Consider the following 21,118-nt stretch of genomic DNA (forward strand, 5'->3'; position numbering starts at 1 on the left):
GGCCGCCCAGCCCCGGGGGGCGGGGGCGCCCCCCCCCGGGTCGGGACCCCACCTGAACCCGCCCACACGGCGCCTGAGCCCAGACCCGCTGTGAGCCCCGCCGGTCCGGCGGGGCTCACTGCGTGACTGGGCTCAGGCGCCTTGTGGCCGGGTTCAGGTCGGGTCCAGACCGTGGCTGCGCAGCCACGGCAGCGGGTCTATGGCCGCCCCGCCCGCAGGCCGCACCTCGAAGTGCAGGTGCGGACCGGTGGAGTTGCCGGAATTGCCGGAGTAGGCGACCGGCTGGCCCGCCTTGACGGTCGTACCGGAGGCGACCCGGTAGCTGGAGAGGTGGCAGTACCAGGTCTCCGTGCCGTCCTTGGCCGTCACGATCAGCATGTTGCCGTAGGCACTGTTCCACTTGGTAGAGACGACGCCGTCGGTGGCGGCCATCACCGTGGTGCCGTACGAGACCGGGAAGTCGATGCCCGTGTGCACGGACATCCAGTTCACACCGGCCTGGCCGAAGTATGCGCTGAGGCCCTTCTGCGTGACCGGCAGCACGAACTTGGGGCGCAGCCGTTCCTTGAGCGCGGCCTCCGCGGCGGCCTTCTTCTTCTCCAGCACCTGCTGCGTCTTGAGGTCGATGCGGTCCTGCGTGCGGCTCGCCCGGTCGGCGAAGTCGTCGGCACCCGCGGAGAGGGTCTTGAGCTGGGCGTCCAGCTTGCTGTTGGCGACGGACGGTTTCACCGCGTGCGCGTCCGAGGCGGAGGCGGAGGTGTCGCCTCCGCCGCCGGTCAGGCTGCCGACGGAGGCGGCGGCGATCCCGGCGACCCCCATCACACAGGCCGAGGGCACGGCGATGGTCAGCAGCGCGGAGCGCTTGGGGGGCGTACGGCGGCGGGAGCGCGCCGCGCTGCGGGAGCCCGCGCGGGACGCCGGGGCCGGGGAGAACTCTTCCTGGTCCTCCAGCAGGGACGGCACGGCAGGCATCTCGCCCGTCGCACCCAACCCGCTGTCCCCGGCGGGCGTTTCACCGAACCCGCCGTCGTACTCGCCGAACTCGTCGGCCGCGGCGCTCTCGTACGCCGGCTGCTCGAAGGCGCCGGTCTGCTGCGCGTCGCCGACCTGCTCGAACGTCGCCGTGGCCTGCTGGTCGAACGGTTCGGCAAGCCGCTCGTGCGCCACGGCCGAGCCGTCGGAGTTCCACTGCGTGGCGTCGTAGGCGCCCGTGTCGAAGGTCTGGGTGCCCCAGTCCCACTGCTGCGTGGGGGCGGCGCCGGCGGACTGGTCGGGCTGCAGCCAGGCGCCGGCGTCCCACTGGCCGCTGATGTCGTTGCCAGTGGCCTGCGCGGGGACCGTCCAGGCCGTGGTGTCGTACACGCCCGAGTCGTAGGCGGCGTGGTGCTGGGCCGCGTACGGGTCGTAGTTCAGGGTCTGGCCGGTGCCGGCCTGCCACTGGGTGGTGTCGTACGCGCCGGTGTGCTGCTGCTCGCCCGGGAAGGTGCCGAAGAGAGGGTCGGTGCCGAAGGCCGCGGTGCCGCCGGAGCCGGCAGTAAAACCGGTGGTGTCGTAGCCGCCGTACGTGGTGAGGTCGCCGTAAGGCGCTTCCTGTGCCCCGTACGGCGCGTAGTGCGCAGTGGAGGCGGCGGAAGCCGGAGCCGGGGTGGTCATGGTCCCCGACGGGTGACGGTCGTTCACCAACTTCTCTTTCGCCTCGACAACAGGGGCTGCCAGAGCAGTGCGGCGACTGTACCCGTCGGTACGCGGGCGGGACAATCTTCGGCTTGTTTCGCGTTGGACCGAAACGGGCATTCGGCCGTGATTCGGGGGTCGGTGGACGCGAGTTTGGCCTTGTGTTCGAGGGATGTTCGATGTCCGGTGGCGGTGCGTCGCCTGTGCCGCGGCTGTGTTCCGTGTGTGTGGGCGCCCTCGGGCGGCTCCCGGCCGTGCCTCAGGCCACCGTCAGGCCGTCGGAGCGCCGGCTCTCGGAGTGCGCGATGTCGAGGGCCTCGCGTATCCCCGCCGCGACGGCCGGGTGCACCGGCAGCGCGAGATGTCCGATCCCGGAGACGCGGACGTTCTGCACGTCCAGGTCGGGGTGGTCGATGCAGGCGGTCTCCAGTGGATCCATCACGGAGTCGAGGTCGCTCCAGAAGCTGACGAACCGCGTACGGCAGCCGGGCGCGGGCCGGGTCAGCTCCTCGATCACCTCCGAGTCCGGCCGCATCTGCCGCACGATCGGATGCGCGCTGGCCAGCGGCACCGCACGGGTGCCGGAGTGCGGGGTGCCGAGGGTGACCAGCGTGCGCACCCGCAGATCGCCGCCGAGGCACTGTGCGTAGTAGCGCGCGATCAGCCCGCCCAGGCTGTGCCCCACGATGTCGACCCGGCCGCTTCCGGTGCGCTCGCAGATCTCTTCGACGTGCCGGCCCAGCAGTTCCGCCGCCTTGCGTATGTCGCAGGTCAGCGGGGAGTAGTTGAGCGATGTGATGCGCTGCCTGCCGTTCTGGGCGAGATTGCGGCGCAGCAGGACGAAGACCGAGCGGTTGTCGATGAACCCGTGCAGCAGGACGACCGGCGGGGCGGTCCTGCCGGGCAGCCGGGTGGCCCCCTCCTGCGCGGGGAGTGCGGGAATCCGGCGCTCCTGGGTGAGGCCGGTCGGATACAGCAGCAGGTGACCGGCCAGGATCGCGGCTTCCAGCGCGGTCGCCTTGAGGAGGGCCATGGAAAGGTCGGTCAGTCTGCCGGGCCACAGGCGCCGGTAGAACGGGATGAAGAGTGGCAGTACCCCGGTGACCTTCATGGGCCGACCTCCTGTCGGCACGCAGGGGAACGGCTCGATCCCCCGTGTGCCCTTATGTCCCACCGTGTGATTTCCCCCTCGCTCCGCACCGTAAAACCGCCGGTTGCGGGATGCTGGAGATAACGTTCGTTCACTTGCCGACGGGTGGCGGAACGCGCCGGATGTGCGGTACTTGTCGGTACGGGCGGAAGCGGTCGCTTCCGTGGTCGCTTGATGGAGGCAGTGATGGGTGTGGCAGCCGGTCCGATCCGTGTGGTGGTGGCCAAGCCGGGGCTCGACGGTCACGATCGCGGGGCCAAGGTCATCGCGCGGGCGCTGCGCGACGCCGGCATGGAGGTCATCTACACCGGGCTTCACCAGACGCCGGAGCAGGTCGTCGACACCGCCATCCAGGAGGACGCCGACGCGATCGGCCTGTCCATCCTCTCGGGCGCCCACAACACTCTCTTCGCGGCGGTCATCGACCTCCTCAAGGAGCGCGACGCCGAGGACATCCTGGTCTTCGGCGGCGGCATCATCCCCGAGGAGGACATTCCGCCGCTGAAGGAGAAGGGCGTCGCGGAGATCTTCACGCCGGGCGCGACGACCACGTCGATCGTGGAGTGGGTGCGGGAGAACGTGCGCCAGCCGGCTGCTTCCGGAGGCTGAACCGACCGCTTGCGGTAGCTGAACCGACTGCTTGCGGTAGCTGAGCAGACCGCTCTCGGAGGCCCAGCCGGTGCCTGCGGTGACTGAGTCGACCACTCTCGGAGGCCCAGCCGGTGCCTGCGGTGACTGAGTCGGCTGCTTCCGAAGGCTGATCCGGCGCCTCCGGTGGTTGAGCCGATGACTTCGGTGGTTGAACTGGTGACTTCGGTGGTTGAGCCGGTGCCTCCGGCGTTGCTTCCGGCGTTGTGTCGGCGGTGCGTCGAGCTGACGTTGCAGCCACCGGGGGCTGCCGCCTCCGGGCCACCGCTCCCTGTCTGAACGGCTCCCTCCTCAAGCGCCGGAAGGGCTGTCCCCGCCGGCCGGTGCCAGCTCGTCCGCCATCGCCGCCCGCAACCGCAACGTGCTCACCAGGCGCTGGAACGCCTCCGCCCAGTACCCGCCGGCCCCCGGTGACGCGTCCTCCTGTTCGTCCGGTATCGCCAGCAGGCCGTCCAGGCGGGCGGCCTCCGCCGGATCCAGGCAGCGCTCGGCCAGTCCCATCACCCCGCTGAAGCTCCAGGGGTAACTGCCCGCGTCCCGGGCGATGTTGAGAGCGTCCACCACCGCCCGGCCCAGCGGTGCGGCCCAGGGCACCGCGCACACTCCGAGCAGCTGGAACGCCTCCGACAGGCCGTGCGTCGCGATGAAACCCGCCACCCACGCGGCCCGTTCACCGGCCTCCAGCGTGGCCAGCAGCTTCGCGCGCTCCGCCAGGGAGACCGCACCCGGCCCGCCGGCCTCCGGTGCCGACGGCGCCCCGAGCAGCGCTCTCGACCACTCGGCGTCCCCCTGCCGCACCGCCGCCCTGCACCATGCGGCGTGCAGCTCGCCCTGCCAGCCGTCGGCCACCGGCAGCGCCACGATCTGCTGGGCGCAGCGCCCGCCGAGCCTCGCCGGCCAGGCCCCGAGAGGCGCCGCCTCCACCAACTGGCCCAGCCACCACGACCGTTCCCCCCTGCCTGTGGGGGGTTTGGCCGCCACGCCGTCTCGCTCCATGCCCGGATCGCACTCGTGCGGCGCCTCCACGACAACCATCGGCGCGTTCTCCGTACGGTCGACGGCCACACAGGCCGTGGCCCGCGCCGCCATGCGCCCGGCGAGCGCCGAGCCCGGCTGCGCCGACAACAGCTCCGCCGCCGTCGCCCGGACGTTGCGGCTGCGATCGCTCAGTGCCTGTTCCAGGAACGGCTCGTCCTCGGGCGACAGGCCCGTGCGCAGCGAGTCGAGGAACATCAGCCGGTCCTCGGCCCGCTCCGTCGCCCACGTCGCCGCCAGCAGCTCCCGTGCAAGGGCGGGCGTACGGGCCCGCAGCGCGGCCAGCAGGGCGACCCGCTCGGCGAACAGCCCCTCCTGCCAAAGCCGCTGGACCGCCGCTTCGTCCTCGGTGTCCGGCAGTGCCGTGCCACCGCCGGGTGCCGAGCGCAGGGCGAACCGCCAGTCCGCGTTCAGCCGGGCCAGCCACAGCGCCCGCGGCCCCGCGAACGCGAGCGCCGCCGGCCGCAGGTCCGTGCGGCCCCGGGCGGCGTCCAAGAGCGCGGGCAGTGCCTGCGGGGGCGCCGCGTACCCGTGGGCGTTGGCCGTCGCGAGCCACTGCGGGAGCAGCTCCATGAGGTCCGGTGAGCTGCCCCGTCGGCCGCTGCCCGTGCCGCCGGAACGGTCGGCCAGCAGCATCGTGAGCCTGCGGGAAGCGGCCGTGGGCAGCGCCGGACGCGGATCCTCGGGCGCACGCTCCGGCCGCCGCGCCGCCCGTGCGGGCCGCAGCCCCGCCCGCCGCCGTACGGTCGTCAGGGCCGCGGCGTCCAGCAGCGCCACGGGAGCCTCCCGGCCGGAGACGGCGACCGCCGGCGGCCGGCGGTCGGTGCCGAGGAGCGCGGTGGTGACGAGGTCCTCCCAGGAGGACGGGATCGGGGAGCCGCCGGTGTGCTCGGAGACCGCCGGTGCGGGTCCGCCTGCGGTGTTGCCGGTCGTCCGGTCGTCGGGTGCGGTCGAGGTTCCGTCCATCACGTTCCCTTCCCTGGGTGTCCCTGAGTCGTCGGGCAGGTCAGCACAGCGTCACCGGCTCACCCGGGCCCTGGGGCCACGCAGTCAGCGGGGTGAAGCCGCGATGGCCGCACTCGCCGAAGACCGTGACGGGGGCGCCGCCGGAGAGGGCGACCAGCCGCCACAGGCCCGGGCGGGACCGGGCGGCCGGGGTGAGCGGCAGCGCCGAGTCCTCCTGCGCGTCGGCCAGTTGCCACCCGCCCGGCTCCGCGTCCGGCGTCGGGACGACCCCCGCGAGCGTGACCGGGACCGAGTCCAGCCAGGGGTCCTCGCGCAGCGCCTCGCCGTAGCGGGCAGCCGCCCGGGCCGTGCTCATGCCCGGTGGGCGGAGCGCCGCCGGTGCGGGCGGGGCGTACTGCTCGCCCAGGGCCGCCCGCATCTGCCCGGCGCCGGGGAACACGGACAGGTCGGCCTCCAGCGCCAGGCCGACCGGCAGCGACAGCTCCGGGGCCCGGCCTGCCGCGCCGTAGGAGAGGAGCAGCCGGGTGTGTCCCGACTCGGCGCCGTGGAGCCATATCCGGCGCGTCGTCAGTTTTGGATCCACCGTGTCGTACTGGGCGAGGACCAGCCAGCGGTCGCGCACCGGCGGGCCGTCCGCCGAGGCGGGCAGGCCGAGCCGGGAGCGGACCGTGGCCGCGAGGGCCTCCGGCAGCCGGTCGCGACGCAGCCAGCCCTGGTCCAGAAGGTGCACCAGGGCGCACTCCTCCAGCAGGCGGGCCGGCCAGCCCGGTCCGGAGGCGGGGATCGCCCCCAACTCCCGTACCCGGGCTGCCAGTCCGGGAGCCTGTGCGTCGACCATGCGCGCCGCCGTCTCGTCCCACAGCTCGTACCCCGCCTGCTCCGCCGGGGCCAGGCCGCCGCGCAACAGGTCGGCCAGACGCCGCTCCAGCTCCGTCGCACCAGCCGTGACCCGCTCGGCACGGCGCGCCGCCCGCCGCCGCGCCGCCTCCGGATCAGCGGACCCGGACGCGGAACTCCCCCCGGCCTCCGTCCCTTTGTTCTCCGCGCGTCTGCGCCTGCCCGCGAGCCACTGCTCGGCCCAGTCCGGCGGCTCGGCCACCGCCGGCACCGCGCCGTCCCCGTCCACCCACAGCAGCAGCAGTCCGAGCGCGTGCTTGCACGGGAACTTCCGGCTCGGACAACTGCACTTGTACGCGGGTCCGGTGGCGTCCGCGAGGTCCACCACCGTCTGGTACGGCCTGCTGCCGCTGCCCTTGCAGAGCCCCCACACCGTCCCCTCTCCGCTGCCCGCCCCTGACCACGGCCCGGCAGCGCCCAGTTTGCTTCCCGCCTTGCGTGACGCGGCGTCAGGCGCCAGTGCCAGCACCTGCTCCGCGGTCCAGCGCACCCCCTGCTCAGTCATGCCAACGACGGTAGGACCCGCCACTGACAATCGGCCCTGAGGTCGTATTTGTGCAGGTCAGAGCGATTGTCAGTGGCGTGGTGCACGGTGGATGCCAGATCCGAACCGGCCGAGCTGGAGGGGACCTCAGCCATGACTGTGTCCGTGGAACCGACGTCCGTCGAAGCGAACGGGAGCCAGGAGGCGCATGCGCTGCGACCGCACGCCGAGCACGCCTTCGCCGCCGAGCTCGCCGCGCTGGCCGCCCGGGACGACCGTCCGCGCCCGGCCCGCTGGAAGCTGTCGCCGTGGGCCGTGGCGACGTATCTGCTCGGCGGCACCCTGTCGGACGGCACGGTGATCACCCCGAAGTACGTGGGCCCGCGCCGCATCGTCGAGGTCGCCGTCACCACCCTCGCCACCGACCGCGCCCTGCTCCTGCTCGGCGTGCCCGGCACGGCCAAGACCTGGGTGTCGGAGCATCTGGCGGCCGCCGTCAGCGGTGACTCGACGCTGCTGGTGCAGGGCACGGCCGGCACACCGGAGGAGGCGATCCGCTACGGCTGGAACTACGCGCAGCTGCTCGCGCACGGGCCCAGCCGCGACGCCCTGGTGCCCAGCCCCGTCATGCGGGCCATGGCCGAAGGCATGACGGCCCGCGTGGAGGAGCTGACCCGTATCCCGGCCGACGTGCAGGACACACTGATCACGATCCTGTCCGAGAAGACCCTGCCGATCCCGGAGCTGGGCCAGGAGGTGCAGGCGGTCCGCGGCTTCAACCTCATCGCCACTGCCAACGACCGCGATCGCGGCGTCAACGACCTCTCCAGCGCGCTGCGTCGCCGCTTCAACACCGTGGTGCTGCCGCTGCCGGAGAGCGCCGATGCCGAGGTCGACATCGTCACGCGCCGTGTCGAGCAGATCGGCCGCTCCCTCGAACTGCCGGCCGCACCCGATGGCATCGAGGAGATCCGCCGGGTCGTGACCGTGTTCCGCGAGCTGCGTGACGGCATGACCGCCGACGGCCGGACGAAGCTGAAGTCGCCGAGCGGCACCCTGTCCACCGCGGAGGCGATCTCCGTCGTCACCAACGGCCTCGCGCTGGCCGCCCACTTCGGCGACGGCGTGCTGCGCCCGGGCGACGTCGCCGCCGGCATCCTCGGCGCCGTCGTCCGCGACCCGGCGGCCGACCGCGTCATCTGGCAGGAGTACCTGGAGGCGGTCGTCCGCGAGCGCGACGGCTGGAAGGACTTCTACCGGGCCTGCCGGGAGGCGGGCGTATGAGCGACGGCTCCACCCGCGCGGACGATTCCTCCTGGGAACGGCGCCATGCCTGCGGACCGCTGCTGCTCGGCGTCCGGCACCACGGGCCCGGGTCCGCGCGTGCCGTGCGGGCCGCCCTGGAAGCCGCCAGGCCCGCCGTCGTGCTGATCGAGGGACCGCCCGAGGCCGACGCGTTGATCCCGCTGGCCGCCGACCCGGATCTGCGGCCGCCGGTCGCCCTGCTCGCCCATGCCGTGGACGAGCCCGGCCGTTCGGCGTTCTGGCCCCTGGCCGAGTTCAGCCCCGAGTGGGTGGCGATCCGCTGGGCCCTGGAACAGGGCGTCCCGGCCCGCTTCATCGACCTGCCGGCCACGCACACCCTGGCCTGGCAGGGGGAGGAGGAGTCCCCCTCCGGGCCCGGAACGGCCGGCGCACCTGCGGCGGAGGAGGCCGAGGGGACCCAGGGCCCCGGGAACACCGGGAACGCCGGGAACGCCGGGAACACCGGGAACACCGGGAACACCGGGAAGGCCGAGGCGGACGAGGACGACGAGGGCGCGGAGGACCCCGGGGAGGCGGAGCACCGCAAGGGCACTGTGGACCCCGGGGGCGCGGAGGACTCCGGGGAGGTCGAGGACGTCGAGGGGGGCGAGGACGGGGAGGACGGGGAGGACGTCGAGGAGCAGGTCCGGGTCGATCCTCTCGCCGTGCTCGCCGAGGCCGCCGGGTACGACGATCCCGAGCGGTGGTGGGAAGACGTCGTGGAGCACCGCGGTCCCGGCCGCCGGGACCCCTTCGCGCCGTTCACCGCGCTGGAGGAGGCCATGACGGCGCTGCGGGAGCGGTACGGCGTCGGCGGGCGGCCCCGGGACCTGGTGCGGGAGGCGTACATGCGGCTCCAGGTGCGAGCGGCCCGGCGTGAGTTCGGTGACGCGGTGGCCGTGGTGTGCGGGGCGTGGCATGTGCCCGCGTTGCGGGAGAAGACCGCCGTCACCGCCGACCGGGCGCTGCTGAAGGGGCTGCCCAGGGTCAAGGCCGACCTGACCTGGGTGCCGTGGACGCACCGACGGCTGGCCCGGTCCAGCGGGTACGGCGCGGGGATCGACTCCCCGGGCTGGTACGGGCACCTGTTCCGGGCGCCGGACCGGCCGGTCGAACGCTGGCTGACCAGGGTGGCGAGGCTGCTGCGCGAGGAGGACCGGGTCGTCTCCTCCGCGCACGTCATCGAGGCGGTACGGCTCGCCGAGACCCTCGCTGCGATGCGCGGCCGTCCGCTGCCCGGCCTGAGCGAGACCACGGACGCCGTACGGGCGGTGATGTGCGACGGCTCGGACGTACCGCTGGCCCTGGTCCACGACCGCCTGGTGGTCGGGGACGTGCTGGGGGAGGTGCCGGAGACGGCTCCGGCGGTGCCGTTGCAGCGTGACCTGGTCCGAGAGCAGCGCGGGCTGCGGCTCAAGCCGGAGGCGCTGGAGCGCGAGCTGGAACTGGACCTGCGCAAGGAGACCGACGCCGGCCGCAGCAGGCTGCTGCACCGGCTGCGGCTGCTCGGTGTCGACTGGGGCGAGCCGGTCCGGTCCCGGGGGAGCACGGGCACCTTCCGGGAGACCTGGCGGCTGCGCTGGGAGCCGGAGTTGTCGGTGCGGGTCGCCGAGGCGGGAGTGTGGGGGACGACCGTGCTCGCCGCGGCGACGGCCAGGGCCGAGGCGGACGCGACGGCCGCCGGCTCCCTGGCCGACGTCACCGCGCTGGCCGAGCGCTGTCTGCTGGCCGGGCTGCCGGACGCGCTGCCCGTGGTGATGCGGGCGCTCGCCGACCGGGCGGCGCTGGACGCGGACGTCGGCCATCTCGCCCAGGCCTTGCCCGCCCTGGTCCGCTCCCTGCGCTACGGCGATGTGCGCGGCACCGACACCGGCGCCCTGGCCGACGTCGCGGCGGGCCTCGCCGAGCGGGTCTTCGTGGGACTTCCGCCGGCCTGTGCCGCTCTGGACGCGGACGCGGCGGAGGAGATGCGGGGCCATGTGGACGCCGTGCACACGTCGGTGGGGCTGCTGTCGGAGACCCTGTCCGGGGTCTCGTCCGCAGGGCACGGGGATCTGCGCGGCCGCTGGCGCTCCGTTCTGGGGACCCTGGCTCTGCGGGACACCGTGGCCGGTGTCGTCCGGGGGCGAGCCGTACGGCTGCTGCTGGACGACGGCGAACTGGGCCCCGAGGAGGCGGCCCGGCTGATGGGGCTGGTGCTCTCGCCGGGGACACTGCCCGCGGACGCGGCCGCCTGGATCGAGGGTTTCGTGGGCGGCGGGGGCGGCATGCTGCTGGTCCACGACGAGCGGCTGCTCGGCCTGGTCGACGCCTGGTTGACCGGGGTGCCCGCGGAGGCGTTCACGGACGTGCTGCCGCTGCTGCGGCGCACGTTCTCGGCGTACGAGCCCGGGGTGCGCAGAACCCTCGGTGAACTGGTGCGGCGTGGGCCGGGGGAGACGGCCGGCGCGGCCGCTCGGGGCAGCCGCACACCCGGCTTCGCCACGGAGCCGGACACCGAGCGCGCCGACGCCGTACTCCCGGTGCTGCGGCTGCTGCTCGGTCTGGAGGCGGAGCAGCAGCAGGAGTCGACCGACGCCAACAGCTACGCAGGGGTGGGCACATGACAACCGACCCGATGGTCACCGGCATCGGAACCGACGGCTGCGACCCGGCCCGGGAGCGGCTGCGGCGCTGGCGGCTGGTGCTCGGCGGCGACCGGGCCGACGGCACCGGATGCGCCCTGTCGGGCCGCGACGCTGCCATGGACGGCACGCTCGCCGCGCTGTACGGCAAGGGGGACAAACCACAGGCGGGACGGGAGCGTTCGGCGGGGCTCGGCGCCTCCGCGCCGTCCGTGGCCCGCTGGCTCGGGGACATCCGCACCTACTTCCCCTCCTCCGTCGTCCAGGTCATGCAGCGCGACGCCATCGACCGGCTGGGGTTGTCCGCCCTGCTGCTGGAGCCGGAGATGCTGGAGGCGGTCGAGGCCGACGTCCACCTGGTCGGCACGCTGCTCTCGCTCAACAAGGCGATGCCGGAGACGACGAAGGAGACGGCTCGGGCGGTCGTGCGCAAGGTGGTCGAGGACCTGGAGAGACGGCTCGCCACGCGCACGCGGGCCACCCTCACCGGCGCCCTGGACCGCAGTGCGCGCATCAATCGCCCGCGCCACCACGACATCGACTGGAACCGCACCATCGCGGCCAACCTCAAGCACTACCTGCCCGAGTACCGCACGGTGGTGCCGGAGCGGCTCATCGGGTACGGGCGGGCCGCGCAGTCCGTGAAGAAGGAGGTCGTCCTCTGCATCGACCAGTCGGGCTCGATGGCGGCGTCGGTGGTCCATGCGTCGGTGTTCGGGGCGGTGCTCGCCTCCATGCGGTCGATCGACACCCGGCTGGTCGTCTTCGACACGGCGGTCGTGGACCTCACCGACCAGCTGGACGACCCGGTCGACGTCCTCTTCGGCACCCAGCTCGGCGGCGGCACGGACATCAACCGGGCGCTCGCCTACTGCCAGTCGCACATCACCCGGCCCGCCGAGACGGTGGTCGTGCTGATCAGCGACCTGTACGAGGGCGGCATACGCGACGAGATGCTCAGACGGGTCGCGGCGATGAAGGCGTCCGGGGTGCAGTTCGTGGCCCTCCTCGCGCTGTCGGACGAAGGGGCGCCCGCGTACGACCGGGAGCACGCAGCGGCTCTCGCGGCGCTCGGCGCACCGGCTTTCGCCTGCACGCCTGATCTGTTCCCGGAGGTGATGGCTGCGGCGATCGAGAAGCGGCCGTTGCCGATACCGGACACCGCGTGACGGTGGGCTGTAAAAGGGACATGACTACCCATCGGTAACAGGGGGCTTGCGCTACCTCGGTCCGACCGTGCGAGGATCGACGTTCCGAACGCCCCCCGGCGCACACCCGCTCGCCCTGAACCGACCTGAGGAAGCCCGGCCTCTTGCCCCTGTCAGCAGCTCTGTCCGGAACCGCTGTGCGCACGCTGCGTACGGTGGCGGGGCGGCGTGCGCTGCAACTGGCGCTGCTGGTCGGCGGCTTGTTGATGCTCGGGTTCCTCTGTGGAGCACAGGCCCACGCGGCCGAGGGGACGCCGGTGGTCCCGGTGCACACGGGGCATCCGACGGCCGGGCAGGAGAGCGCGGCACGACACACGGCACCGGACGCCGTACGGGACGGGACACGGGACGCCGTACGGGACGGGACACGGAACGCGGTTCGGGACACGGTAGGCGCGGTCACCGAGCGGGCCGTCACTCCCGTACGGGACGTCGTACACGTCGTACAGACGGCCTCGCAGGCCCTCGAGGAGACGCGTGCCGAGGCGCCGACGCCGCCCGCCGCTCCCTCCGTGCCCCTGCCGAAGCTCCCCGGCGTCTCCGAGGTGCCGGTGGATCCGGTGCCCGCACCGGTCGGGCCGGAACCCCGGTCGCACCGGCCCGGCAGCCCGGCGCCGGTGTCGGCGCCGACACCGGGCAAGGGCGATCACGGCACCACCGGGACCGGCACCGGGGCCCGAACCGCTGTTGTCGCAGGGCCGCATGCCCCCGCGTACGGGCCGGACCTCGCGCCCGCCGCCCCGCAGCCCGCGGCTCACATCCCCGCCCAGCGCACCACCGCACCCGTCGAGGCGCCTGCTCAGCCCGCGCCCGGCGGCGACACGGAGGGTGTGCTCGGCAAGCAGGCGGTCGACGGCACCGCTTCCCGCCACGGTGACGCACAGGCCGTCACCCTCGACGGCCGGGCGCCCCTGCGTCTCCTGCCCGGCACCACCGCGCGCACCGACGTGCCCGGAACCCTCGAACGGCACCGGGACATCCCTGTCTTCCCCGGCTAGGCAGCAGACCCCTCCTCCCCGCCACTGACCTGTCGCGCGGGGGCGGAACAGGTCTGCCCGCCCCGCCGGACCCGCCGGCCTCCCCGGCGCTCTCCGGACGGAACCTCCAGCCGTTTCCGAAGGACTTGACGCACACATGAACAAGAACATCCGCCGTTCGATCGTGATAGCCGCCGGTGTCACCGGCGCATGGGCGCTCGGCTCGGCCGCGGCCAGCGCCGACGAACTGTCCACCCCGGCGCTCTCCGCACCCGACGCCGGCACCGGCACGGACGTCAGCACCGGCACCGACGCCATTACCGGCACCGTCGACGGCGTCCTCACCGACGTCCACGACACCGCCTCCGACCTCACCGGCACGACCGTCTCGACCGCCTCGGCCGTCGCGGCTCCCTCGTCCGTCTCGGGCACCGTGGCCAAGGCGCAGCAGCAGACCCGGACGGTCACCCGTTCGGCCGATCGCGTGCGGGGTTACGTCGACGCGAAGGTCCCGGCCGCCACGAAGATCAGGGGCGGCCGGGCCATCAGCGGTGCCCGGGCCGCCCGCGAGGCCCAGGCACAGACCGAGGCACACACGCGGAAGGTGCAGGCAGAGGGCGCCTGGGCCGCCGCCCGGACCACGGCCGCCGAGGCCGCCACCGCCGCCGAGGCCGCCCACCCGGTCACCCACCTCGCCGCGCACTCCGCGCCCTCCTCCCAGGACGAGATCGACTACCTCTTCGGCCCCCTCTCCTCCTTCGCCCCCGAGGTGGAGGAGGCCCTGGCCGCCGCCCAGACCAAGCTCCAGGCCACCCAGGCGGCCGCGCGCCTGCGCGCTGCAGGGGTCGAGGGCGCCGTACGGACGACGGCACAGCAGAGTGCGGCCGGGGCGCAGGGCCGGACCGCAGGTGCGGTGGGCCTCGCGGGCGGCTCGGCGGCACGGGCGACCGGTGCCGCCGAGGCCACCGTCGCCTCCGTGCCCGCGCACGTCACCGGCACGGCCGACGGTGTCGAGCAGCGTGTCGTCGGCACGGTGAGGGCCGTGCCGGGCACGGTCACGCCGGTCGTGGACGACACGACGGCCGCGGCCGTCCCGCCGGTGGCTTCCGCCGCCGTGGCGGGGGCGCTCCCGGTGGCCGACGGGGCGGTGGCAGGCGTGACGCACACCGCGGGGTACGCGGTGACGGGCGTGACGCACACCGCCGGACATGCGGTGGCAGGCGTGACATACACCGCCGGGCATGCGGCGGCGGGCGTGTACGGCACCGCCTCGGCGGCGGTGGCGGGCGTCCACGGGACGGTCACGGGCGCCGTGGGCGGCGTCCACGGGACGGTCATGGGCGCCGTGGGCGGCGTGCACGGCGTGGCCGCGAGCACTGCGGGCGATGCGTACTCCGTCGCCGGTGGGCTCGTCGCGGACGTGCCGCCCTACGCCGCCGGGCCGGTCGGCCAGGTCGCCCATGACACAGCCGACGCCGTGCTGCCGCCGGTTGCCGGGACCGCCGTGCACGGGGTCGTGCCGGTCGCGGGGCAGGCCGTGGCGGACGCGGGGACGCTCGCGTACGGCGTGACCGACGACGTCCGGCCCTTCGCGGGCGGGGTCGTGGGCGCCGTGCCGCCGCTCGCGCACGGGGTGACGGGGCAGGCCGGTGCCTTCGCGGAAGGTGTGACCGGCCGGGCCGGTCTCTTCGCGGCCGGAGCCACCGGTGCCGTGCGGCCGGTCGCCGACACCGTGAGCGGGACCGTGCTGCCGGTCGTCGACGGGGTGGCCGGGACCGTGCTGCCGGTCGTCGACGGGGTGAGCGGGACCGTGTTGCCGGTCGTCGACGACGTGACCGGGACCGTGCGGCCGGCTGTCGGCGGTGTGGGCGGCAGCGCGGACGGGCTGGTGTACGGCGTGGGTGGGGACGTGCAGCCCTTCGTCGGTGGGGTCGCCGGCGAAACGGGGCCGCTCACGGAGCAGGCCGGGTCCTTCGCGTACGACGTCGCCGGCACGGTCCGGGTGGCCGGCGGTCCGGCGGCCACGCATGCCGTCGCGGGCGCCGAAGGAGTGGCCCGGTCCGTTGCCCCCGGCCATGTCCAGGGCCTGACGCATACGTACAGCACCAATGCGCACGGCACCAATGCGCAAGGCGCCAATGCGCAAGGCACCTATGTGCACGGCACCAATGCGCACGGCACCAATGCGCACGGCACCCATGTGCACGGCGCGTACGTGGACGGCGCGTATGCGCACGGTGTGCAGGGAGACGTGCAGGACGGCGTGCTGCGGGGCATTCAGCAGCGGGGCTGAGTGCCCCGGAAGGACTCCGCGGGGTGACCGACCCGGACGGCCGAATGCCGTCGGCCCGTTCGGCCGGGCCCCGCGGGACAGTGCGGCTGGTCCCCATTGGGGTGGGGATCAACCGCTTCAGGGCCCTCCGAGGCCCGTCAGAGGCCTCACCGGGTCAACCCCAGCCCGGTGAGGCCTCGCCTCGACGGCACGCCGTGCCAGCATGTGCGGCATCATGTGACAGGTATCACCGCTCAGGTGTGACCCCTGATTTAGAGAGCCCCCGCGAGCGGCGATAACCTGCGAGACGGACATGCCGCGCGCTCGGACACCGTGTGCGCCTCCCTTGTGACAGCGGACGTCACGTTGCCCTTCGCGGCACGCCCACGCATCCAACGAACCGCGAGATCACTGATAGGGACGGAAGCGCGTGGACCTGTTCGAGTACCAGGCGAGGGACCTCTTCGCCAAGCACGATGTACCGGTGCTGGCCGGTGAAGTCATCGACACGCCTGAGGCGGCGCGCGAGATCACCGAGCGGCTGGGCGGCAAGTCCGTCGTCAAGGCGCAGGTGAAGGTCGGTGGTCGTGGCAAGGCCGGCGGCGTCAAGCTGGCCGCCTCCGCGGACGAGGCCGTCGCTCGCGCGACGGACATTCTCGGCATGGACATCAAGGGCCACACGGTCCACAAGGTCATGATCGCCGAGACCGCTCCGGAGATCGTCGAGGAGTACTACGTCTCCTTCCTCCTCGACCGTGCCAACCGCACCTTCCTCTCCATCGCCTCCGTCGAGGGCGGCATGGAGATCGAGGAGGTGGCGGCCACCCGTCCGGAGGCCGTCGCCAAGACGCCGATCGACCCGATCGACGGTGTGGACGAGGCCAAGGCCCGCGAGATCGTCGCGGCCGCCAAGTTCCCGGCCGAGGTCGCCGACAAGGTGGCGAACGTCCTCGTGACGCTGTGGGACACCTTCATCAAGTCGGACGCCCTCCTCGTCGAGGTCAACCCGCTCGCGAAGGTCGCCTCCGGCGAGGTCATCGCCCTCGACGGCAAGGTGTCGCTGGACGAGAACGCCGAGTTCCGTCACCCCGAGTACGAGGCGCTCCACGACAAGGCCGCGGCCAATCCGCTCGAGGCCGCCGCCAAGGAGAAGAACCTCAACTACGTCAAGCTCGACGGCGAGGTCGGCATCATCGGCAACGGTGCGGGTCTGGTCATGTCGACCCTGGACGTCGTCGCCTACGCCGGTGAGAACCACAAGGGCGTCAAGCCGGCCAACTTCCTCGACATCGGTGGCGGTGCCTCCGCCGAGGTCATGGCGAACGGCCTGGAGATCATCCTCGGCGACCCGGACGTCAAGTCCGTCTTCGTCAACGTCTTCGGCGGCATCACCGCGTGCGACGCCGTCGCCAACGGCATCGTGCAGGCCCTGGAGCTCCTGGAGTCCAAGGGCGAAGAGGTCACCAAGCCGCTGGTCGTCCGTCTGGACGGCAACAACGCCGAGCTGGGTCGCAAGATCCTCGACGACCGCAACCACCCGCTCGTGCAGCGCGTGGACACCATGGACGGCGCGGCCGACAAGGCCGCCGAGCTGGCTGCTGCCGCGAAGTAAGGGACGAGGGCAAAGACAACCATGGCTATCTTCCTCACCAAGGAATCCAAGGTCATCGTCCAGGGCATGACCGGCTCCGAGGGCCAGAAGCACACCAAGCGCATGCTGGCCTCCGGCACGAACATCGTCGGTGGCGTGAACCCGCGCAAGGCGGGCCAGACCGTCGACTTCGACGGCACGGAGATCCCGGTGTTCGGGTCCGTGGCCGAGGCGATCGAGAAGACCGGCGCCGACGTCACGGTCATCTTCGTCCCGGAGAAGTTCACCAAGGACGCGGTCGTCGAGGCCATCGACGCCGAGATCCCGCTCGCGGTCGTCATCACCGAGGGCATCGCGGTGCACGACACCGCCTCCTTCTGGGCGTACGCCGGCAAGAAGGGCAACAAGACCCGCATCATCGGCCCGAACTGCCCCGGCCTGATCACCCCCGGCCAGTCGAACGCCGGCATCATCCCGGCCGACATCACCAAGCCGGGCCGCATCGGCCTGGTCTCGAAGTCCGGCACGCTGACGTACCAGATGATGTACGAGCTGCGCGACATCGGCTTCTCGACCTGCGTCGGCATCGGTGGTGACCCGATCATCGGCACCACCCACATCGACGCGCTGAAGGCGTTCCAGGACGACCCCGAGACCGACATCATCGTCATGATCGGTGAGATCGGTGGCGACGCCGAGGAGCGGGCCGCGGCCTTCATCAAGGAGAACGTGACCAAGCCGGTCGTCGGCTACGTCGCGGGCTTCACCGCGCCCGAGGGCAAGACGATGGGCCACGCCGGTGCCATCGTGTCCGGCTCGTCCGGCACCGCCCAGGCGAAGAAGGAGGCCCTGGAGGCCGCCGGTGTCAAGGTCGGCAAGACGCCGACCGAGACGGCGAAGCTGGCGCGGGAGATCCTGAGCGCCTGAGCTTCCCAGCTGCACGCCGGTGGGCCCGTTCCCCTTGCGGGGGCGGGCCCACCGGCGTTTCCGAATGTCCCGTGGCCCAATCGGTTGGCCGGTGCCGGTGCCGGTGCCGGTGCCGTCGCCGGTGGCTGTGCCAGTGCCGGTGCCGGTGGCTGTGGCTGTGTCGGTGCCGGTGGCTGTGTCCGCCCTCCCCCACTCTCGGCTTCGCTCGAGCGGGGGACCCCCGTCGCCCTGCGGAACGACTGCCCTCAGCCGGTCACAGGCCGTCCCCGCTCACCTCGCCGCCGGCACCAACCGGTCCGGTCCGTTGGCCTCGGAGCCGTGCAGCTTGGTGCGCAGGGCCAGTTCCTCTCGGGACAGGGGGCCCAGGGCCGGCGGTGGGGGAACGCCCTGTACCGCCTGGGCCGGGGCGATGGGTGCTACGTAGTGCGTGGGGGCCGTGCGCAGGGTCAGTGTCGTCGCTCCGACGATCGTGACCGTGAAGGCGATGGCCGCCCGGGTCCAGAACAGGCTTCGGCGCTCGCCGCAGGTCCGCACCGTCGGCGGCTTCGCAGGGCGCAGGTGCTCGGCGGCGGCCAGTTCGGTGAGCCGACGGTGCAGTGCGGCCGGGTCGGCCACCTCCGGCACCCGGGCGGCCACGGCGGCGCGCGCGTGGGTCAGGCGGTTCGCGGCCGCCGGGGTGCTCGCCTCCGTCTCCGCCGCGGTCTCCGGCAGGTCGAGCCCGACGCCGTCGTACAGCACGAGCGTGCGCCGGTACGACGGCGGCAGCTGCAACAGGGCGTGCAGCAGCGTGCGGTCTGCGGGGTCGGCGGGCAAAGGCTCCGGGGACCGGTGGCGCGGACGGAACCGGTGCCAGGGGGAGAGCGCGCACTCGTACGCCAGCGACCGTACCCACCCGGCCGGGTCCCGGTCCCGGGCCACCTCGGGCCAGCGTTGCCAGGCGATTTGGAAAGCCCGTTCCACGGCCTCCCGGGCCAGCTCCCGACGCCCGGTGAGCAGGTAGGTCTGCCGTACGAGGGCGGGGGCGCAGAACGCGTACAGCGCGTCGAAGGCCTGAGCGGGTGTCAGGGCGTGCGCCTCCTGAGTCCGTGTCAGCGCCCGGGTGTCGCGCGGGCGTCGGCGTTCCTTCGGCGATGGCGGCCGGTCGGCAGGGCACTCCGTCACAAGACACCCCTTCGTACGAAAAAGAACATAAACATATATTGAGCGACACATCGGGGGTTCGCCTGTTACGACGGGAAAGCGCGTGTCGTTGGGAGCATGGCGGGCGTGACCCTGATGACCGCTCGCCGCATGCTGTTGTCGCTCCTGCTGCACCGGATGCGCAACCGCTCGCCCGGGCTGGGCGAGAGCTTCGTGGGCGGCGCGGCCGCCGCCGGGCTCGGACTCGGCTCGCTCGCCGTGCTCGTTCTCGCGCTGTGGGTCAGCTCGCCGTACCCCGACAGCGGGCCGGGCGGCGCGCTGCACATCGCCGCCGCGCTGTGGCTGCTGGCGCACGGGGTCGAACTGGCCCGCACCGAGACGCTCTCCGGCGTGCCCCAACCGGTGGGCTTGACCCCGCTGCTGCTCCTCGCGCTGCCGGTGTGGCTGCTGTACCGGGCGGCGCGGGACGCGGCGGACGTGTCCACCGAGCCCGACGGGCCGCCGCCGGTTCCGGCGCGCACGGCGTGGACGGGAGTGCTCCTCGGCTATCTGACGGTCGGCGGCGCGGCCGCGCTGTACTGCTCCGCCAGTGAACTGCGGCCCGAGTGGGGGTGGGTGATCGTGTGTCTGCCGCTCGTCGCGGCGGGCGCGGCGGCGGCCGGGATCTGGTCGGCGCACGGCTGCCCGAGCGAGCCCGTCCTCGGCCTGCTGCGGACGCTGCTGGGTCCGGCCCGGCGGCTGCTGTCCGGGGCGGACGCGGGGGCGCGGCTGGGTGCGGCCGCACGCGCCGCGGGAGCCGGGACGACGGTGCTCTTCGGGGGCGGGACCCTGCTGCTCGGGGTGTCGCTGGTGCTGCACGGCGAGCTGGCGCGGGCGTCCTTCGTGCAGCTGACCGAGGGCTGGACCGGACGGTTCGCGGTGCTGCTGCTCGGGGCTGCGTTGATCCCCAACGGGGCGGTGTGGTCGGCGTCCTACGCCCTCGGCCCCGGTTTCACCCTTGGTACCGGACACCTGGTGCACCCGCTCGCCTCCGACCCCGCGCCGTTGCTGCCGCCGTTCCCGCTGCTCGCAGCGGTACCGGACGCGGGCGCCGGGACCCCGCTGAACTGGGCGGCGGGACTGGTGCCGGTGGCGGCCGGGGTGACGGTCGCATGGTTCGTGGCACGGGCGGCCGTGGCGCGCGGGGAGCAGGAGGAACGGGTGGCCGAAGGGGCGCCCGACGGGGCGGGGACGCCGCTGGTGCGCTGGTCGGCCGTGCGGACCATGGGGGTGCACCTGCTGGCCTCGCTGGTGTGCGCGGCCGTCTTCGCCCTCCTCGCCGACCTGTCCGGTGGCGCCCTGGGTGGGGCCGCGCTGGCCCGCTTCGGCCCGGTGTGGTGGCAGAGCGGGGGAGCGGCCGGGCTCTGGATCGCGGTGACCGGGATGCCGGTGGTGCTCGTGGTGCGAGCGTGGAGGATGCGGGGCCGACGGGCCCGGGGCACGGTTCCCGGGCAGGGGACGGAGAGCGGGGCACAGGCGGCGCAGGAGACCGGGCAGACGAGCGGACAGGGGACCGCGGAGAAAACCGCGGACGGGAAGGACGCCGGGAAAGAGACCGGGAGGGGCTCGGCGAAGGGCCGGGGTCACCCGGAGCCGGGGCTCACCACCGCCGAGCCGGACGAGGCGGAGCTGTACGACTTCCTGCCGGCCGCCGACCCGTTCGCCTCGGCCTGGCACGACGACCTCGCCCAGGCCCCCCGCCGATCCGCTCTGCGCGAGGACTCCACGCCCCAGGCCTCCACGCCCCGGGCCTCCACACCCCAGGGCTGCGCGCCTCAGGCCCCATCCGACTCGTCCGGCGCCGACGACGGTGCTGCCTCCCGGGATTCGTCGCCGGCCGCGGCCTCGTGGGACTCGTCAGCCGTCTCGGCCCCGCAGGATCCGTCACCCACACCCGCCTCGCGGGAACCCTCACCCGCCCCGGGCCCGCAGGATCCGTCACCTGAACCGGGCCCGGCGACGGACGTACCTCCGCCCGCCGACGCGGAACGGTCCGCCCCCGCGGAACGGTCCGCCCCCGCCGACCGGCCGTCCCTGCCGAGGCCGTCACTCCCCACGGACGACCCGCACCCACCCGCCGAGCGACCCGACTCACCAGACACCCCGTAGGCGCCCCCGCAGACCGGCGGACCCTCACGGACGGCCACACCTCCCGCAGACGGCCGCACTCCGCAGACGGCG

14 protein-coding genes are annotated in these 21,118 nt (G+C 73.5%); 9 read left to right on the forward strand and 5 right to left on the reverse strand.

The features are described from left to right. Positions 1–153: 153 nt before the first annotated feature. Together AB0H32_RS15750 and AB0H32_RS15755 are read right to left on the reverse strand one after the other, a co-directional pair. Positions 154–1,680, reverse strand: coding sequence for a M23 family metallopeptidase (locus AB0H32_RS15750; protein WP_361119770.1), 1,527 nt, complete (start codon positions 1,678–1,680; stop codon positions 154–156). A gap of 253 nt (positions 1,681–1,933) precedes the next feature. Continuing rightward, the gene (locus AB0H32_RS15755) at positions 1,934–2,785 is read right to left on the reverse strand and encodes an alpha/beta fold hydrolase (protein WP_361119772.1); all 852 of its coding nucleotides are present in this window, start codon (positions 2,783–2,785) and stop codon (positions 1,934–1,936) included. A 225-nt stretch (positions 2,786–3,010) separates the two neighbouring features. On the opposite strand from AB0H32_RS15755, the gene AB0H32_RS15760 reads away from it, so the two are divergent. Next, positions 3,011–3,433, forward strand: a complete 423-nt coding sequence (locus AB0H32_RS15760; protein ID WP_361119774.1) for a cobalamin B12-binding domain-containing protein — start codon at positions 3,011–3,013, stop codon at positions 3,431–3,433. Between the two features lie 330 nt (positions 3,434–3,763). On the opposite strand, the gene AB0H32_RS15765 is transcribed toward AB0H32_RS15760, so the two are convergent. Next, the gene (locus AB0H32_RS15765) at positions 3,764–5,473 is read right to left on the reverse strand and encodes a DUF5691 domain-containing protein (RefSeq protein ID WP_361119776.1); all 1,710 of its coding nucleotides are present in this window, start codon (positions 5,471–5,473) and stop codon (positions 3,764–3,766) included. A 40-nt stretch (positions 5,474–5,513) separates the two neighbouring features. Continuing rightward, a complete protein-coding gene (locus AB0H32_RS15770) occupies positions 5,514–6,875 on the reverse strand; it encodes an SWIM zinc finger family protein (protein ID WP_361119778.1) in 1,362 nt (453 codons plus the stop codon). 132 nt (positions 6,876–7,007) lie between these two features. Here AB0H32_RS15770 and AB0H32_RS15775 point away from each other — a divergent pair, with 132 nt between their 5' ends. The 7 genes from AB0H32_RS15775 to sucD all read left to right on the forward strand — a co-directional run bounded on the left by AB0H32_RS15775 (position 7,008) and on the right by sucD (position 17,758). Continuing rightward, positions 7,008–8,138, forward strand: a complete 1,131-nt coding sequence (locus AB0H32_RS15775; protein ID WP_361119780.1) for an AAA family ATPase — start codon at positions 7,008–7,010, stop codon at positions 8,136–8,138. Then, positions 8,135–10,765, forward strand: coding sequence for a DUF5682 family protein (locus tag AB0H32_RS15780; protein WP_361119782.1), 2,631 nt, complete (start codon positions 8,135–8,137; stop codon positions 10,763–10,765). The genes AB0H32_RS15775 and AB0H32_RS15780 overlap by 4 nt, the downstream gene beginning before the upstream one ends. A gap of 11 nt (positions 10,766–10,776) precedes the next feature. Beyond that, entirely contained in the window at positions 10,777–11,952 is a 1,176-nt protein-coding gene (locus tag AB0H32_RS15785) for a VWA domain-containing protein (protein WP_361119865.1), read from the forward strand. Positions 11,953–12,128: 176 nt separating this feature from the next. After that, positions 12,129–12,989, forward strand: a complete 861-nt coding sequence (locus AB0H32_RS15790) for a hypothetical protein (RefSeq protein ID WP_361119784.1) — start codon at positions 12,129–12,131, stop codon at positions 12,987–12,989. Positions 12,990–13,125: 136 nt separating this feature from the next. Next, positions 13,126–15,261: a hypothetical protein gene (locus AB0H32_RS15795; RefSeq protein ID WP_361119786.1), complete on the forward strand. Its 2,136-nt coding sequence runs from the start codon at positions 13,126–13,128 to the stop codon at positions 15,259–15,261. Positions 15,262–15,670: 409 nt separating this feature from the next. Continuing rightward, positions 15,671–16,852, forward strand: a complete 1,182-nt coding sequence (gene sucC / locus AB0H32_RS15800) for an ADP-forming succinate--CoA ligase subunit beta (protein WP_361119788.1) — start codon at positions 15,671–15,673, stop codon at positions 16,850–16,852. A 21-nt stretch (positions 16,853–16,873) separates the two neighbouring features. Beyond that, positions 16,874–17,758, forward strand: a complete 885-nt coding sequence (sucD, locus tag AB0H32_RS15805; protein ID WP_361119790.1) for a succinate--CoA ligase subunit alpha — start codon at positions 16,874–16,876, stop codon at positions 17,756–17,758. Between the two features lie 270 nt (positions 17,759–18,028). Here the strand turns inward: sucD and AB0H32_RS15810 are convergent, their stop codons facing one another. Continuing rightward, on the reverse strand, positions 18,029–18,919 hold the full coding sequence (locus AB0H32_RS15810) for a sigma factor-like helix-turn-helix DNA-binding protein (protein ID WP_361119791.1): 891 nt from the start codon (positions 18,917–18,919) through the stop codon (positions 18,029–18,031). Between the two features lie 96 nt (positions 18,920–19,015). Between AB0H32_RS15810 and AB0H32_RS15815 the strand changes: the two genes are divergently transcribed. Next, positions 19,016–21,046, forward strand: a complete 2,031-nt coding sequence (locus AB0H32_RS15815; RefSeq protein ID WP_361119793.1) for a DUF6350 family protein — start codon at positions 19,016–19,018, stop codon at positions 21,044–21,046. The last annotated feature ends 72 nt before the right edge of the window (positions 21,047–21,118 follow it).

Origin of the sequence: Streptomyces sp. NPDC020362 (assembly GCF_040642095.1) — a bacterium.
In the GTDB taxonomy this organism is placed as follows: domain Bacteria; phylum Actinomycetota; class Actinomycetes; order Streptomycetales; family Streptomycetaceae; genus Streptomyces.

Bases quoted from the DNA above. Each gene is read 5' to 3' on its own strand.
- AB0H32_RS15815 (WP_361119793.1), top strand. From the start codon at position 19,016: ATGGCGGGCGTGACCCTGATGACCGCTCGCCGCATGCTGTTGTCGCTC.
- AB0H32_RS15770 (WP_361119778.1), bottom strand. From the start codon at position 6,875: ATGACTGAGCAGGGGGTGCGCTGGACCGCGGAGCAGGTGCTGGCACTG.
- AB0H32_RS15765 (WP_361119776.1), bottom strand. From the start codon at position 5,473: ATGGACGGAACCTCGACCGCACCCGACGACCGGACGACCGGCAACACC.
- AB0H32_RS15795 (WP_361119786.1), top strand. From the start codon at position 13,126: ATGAACAAGAACATCCGCCGTTCGATCGTGATAGCCGCCGGTGTCACC.
- AB0H32_RS15755 (WP_361119772.1), bottom strand. From the start codon at position 2,785: ATGAAGGTCACCGGGGTACTGCCACTCTTCATCCCGTTCTACCGGCGC.
- AB0H32_RS15760 (WP_361119774.1), top strand. From the start codon at position 3,011: ATGGGTGTGGCAGCCGGTCCGATCCGTGTGGTGGTGGCCAAGCCGGGG.
- AB0H32_RS15780 (WP_361119782.1), top strand. From the start codon at position 8,135: ATGAGCGACGGCTCCACCCGCGCGGACGATTCCTCCTGGGAACGGCGC.
- AB0H32_RS15775 (WP_361119780.1), top strand. From the start codon at position 7,008: ATGACTGTGTCCGTGGAACCGACGTCCGTCGAAGCGAACGGGAGCCAG.
- AB0H32_RS15785 (WP_361119865.1), top strand. From the start codon at position 10,777: ATGGTCACCGGCATCGGAACCGACGGCTGCGACCCGGCCCGGGAGCGG.
- sucD (WP_361119790.1), top strand. From the start codon at position 16,874: ATGGCTATCTTCCTCACCAAGGAATCCAAGGTCATCGTCCAGGGCATG.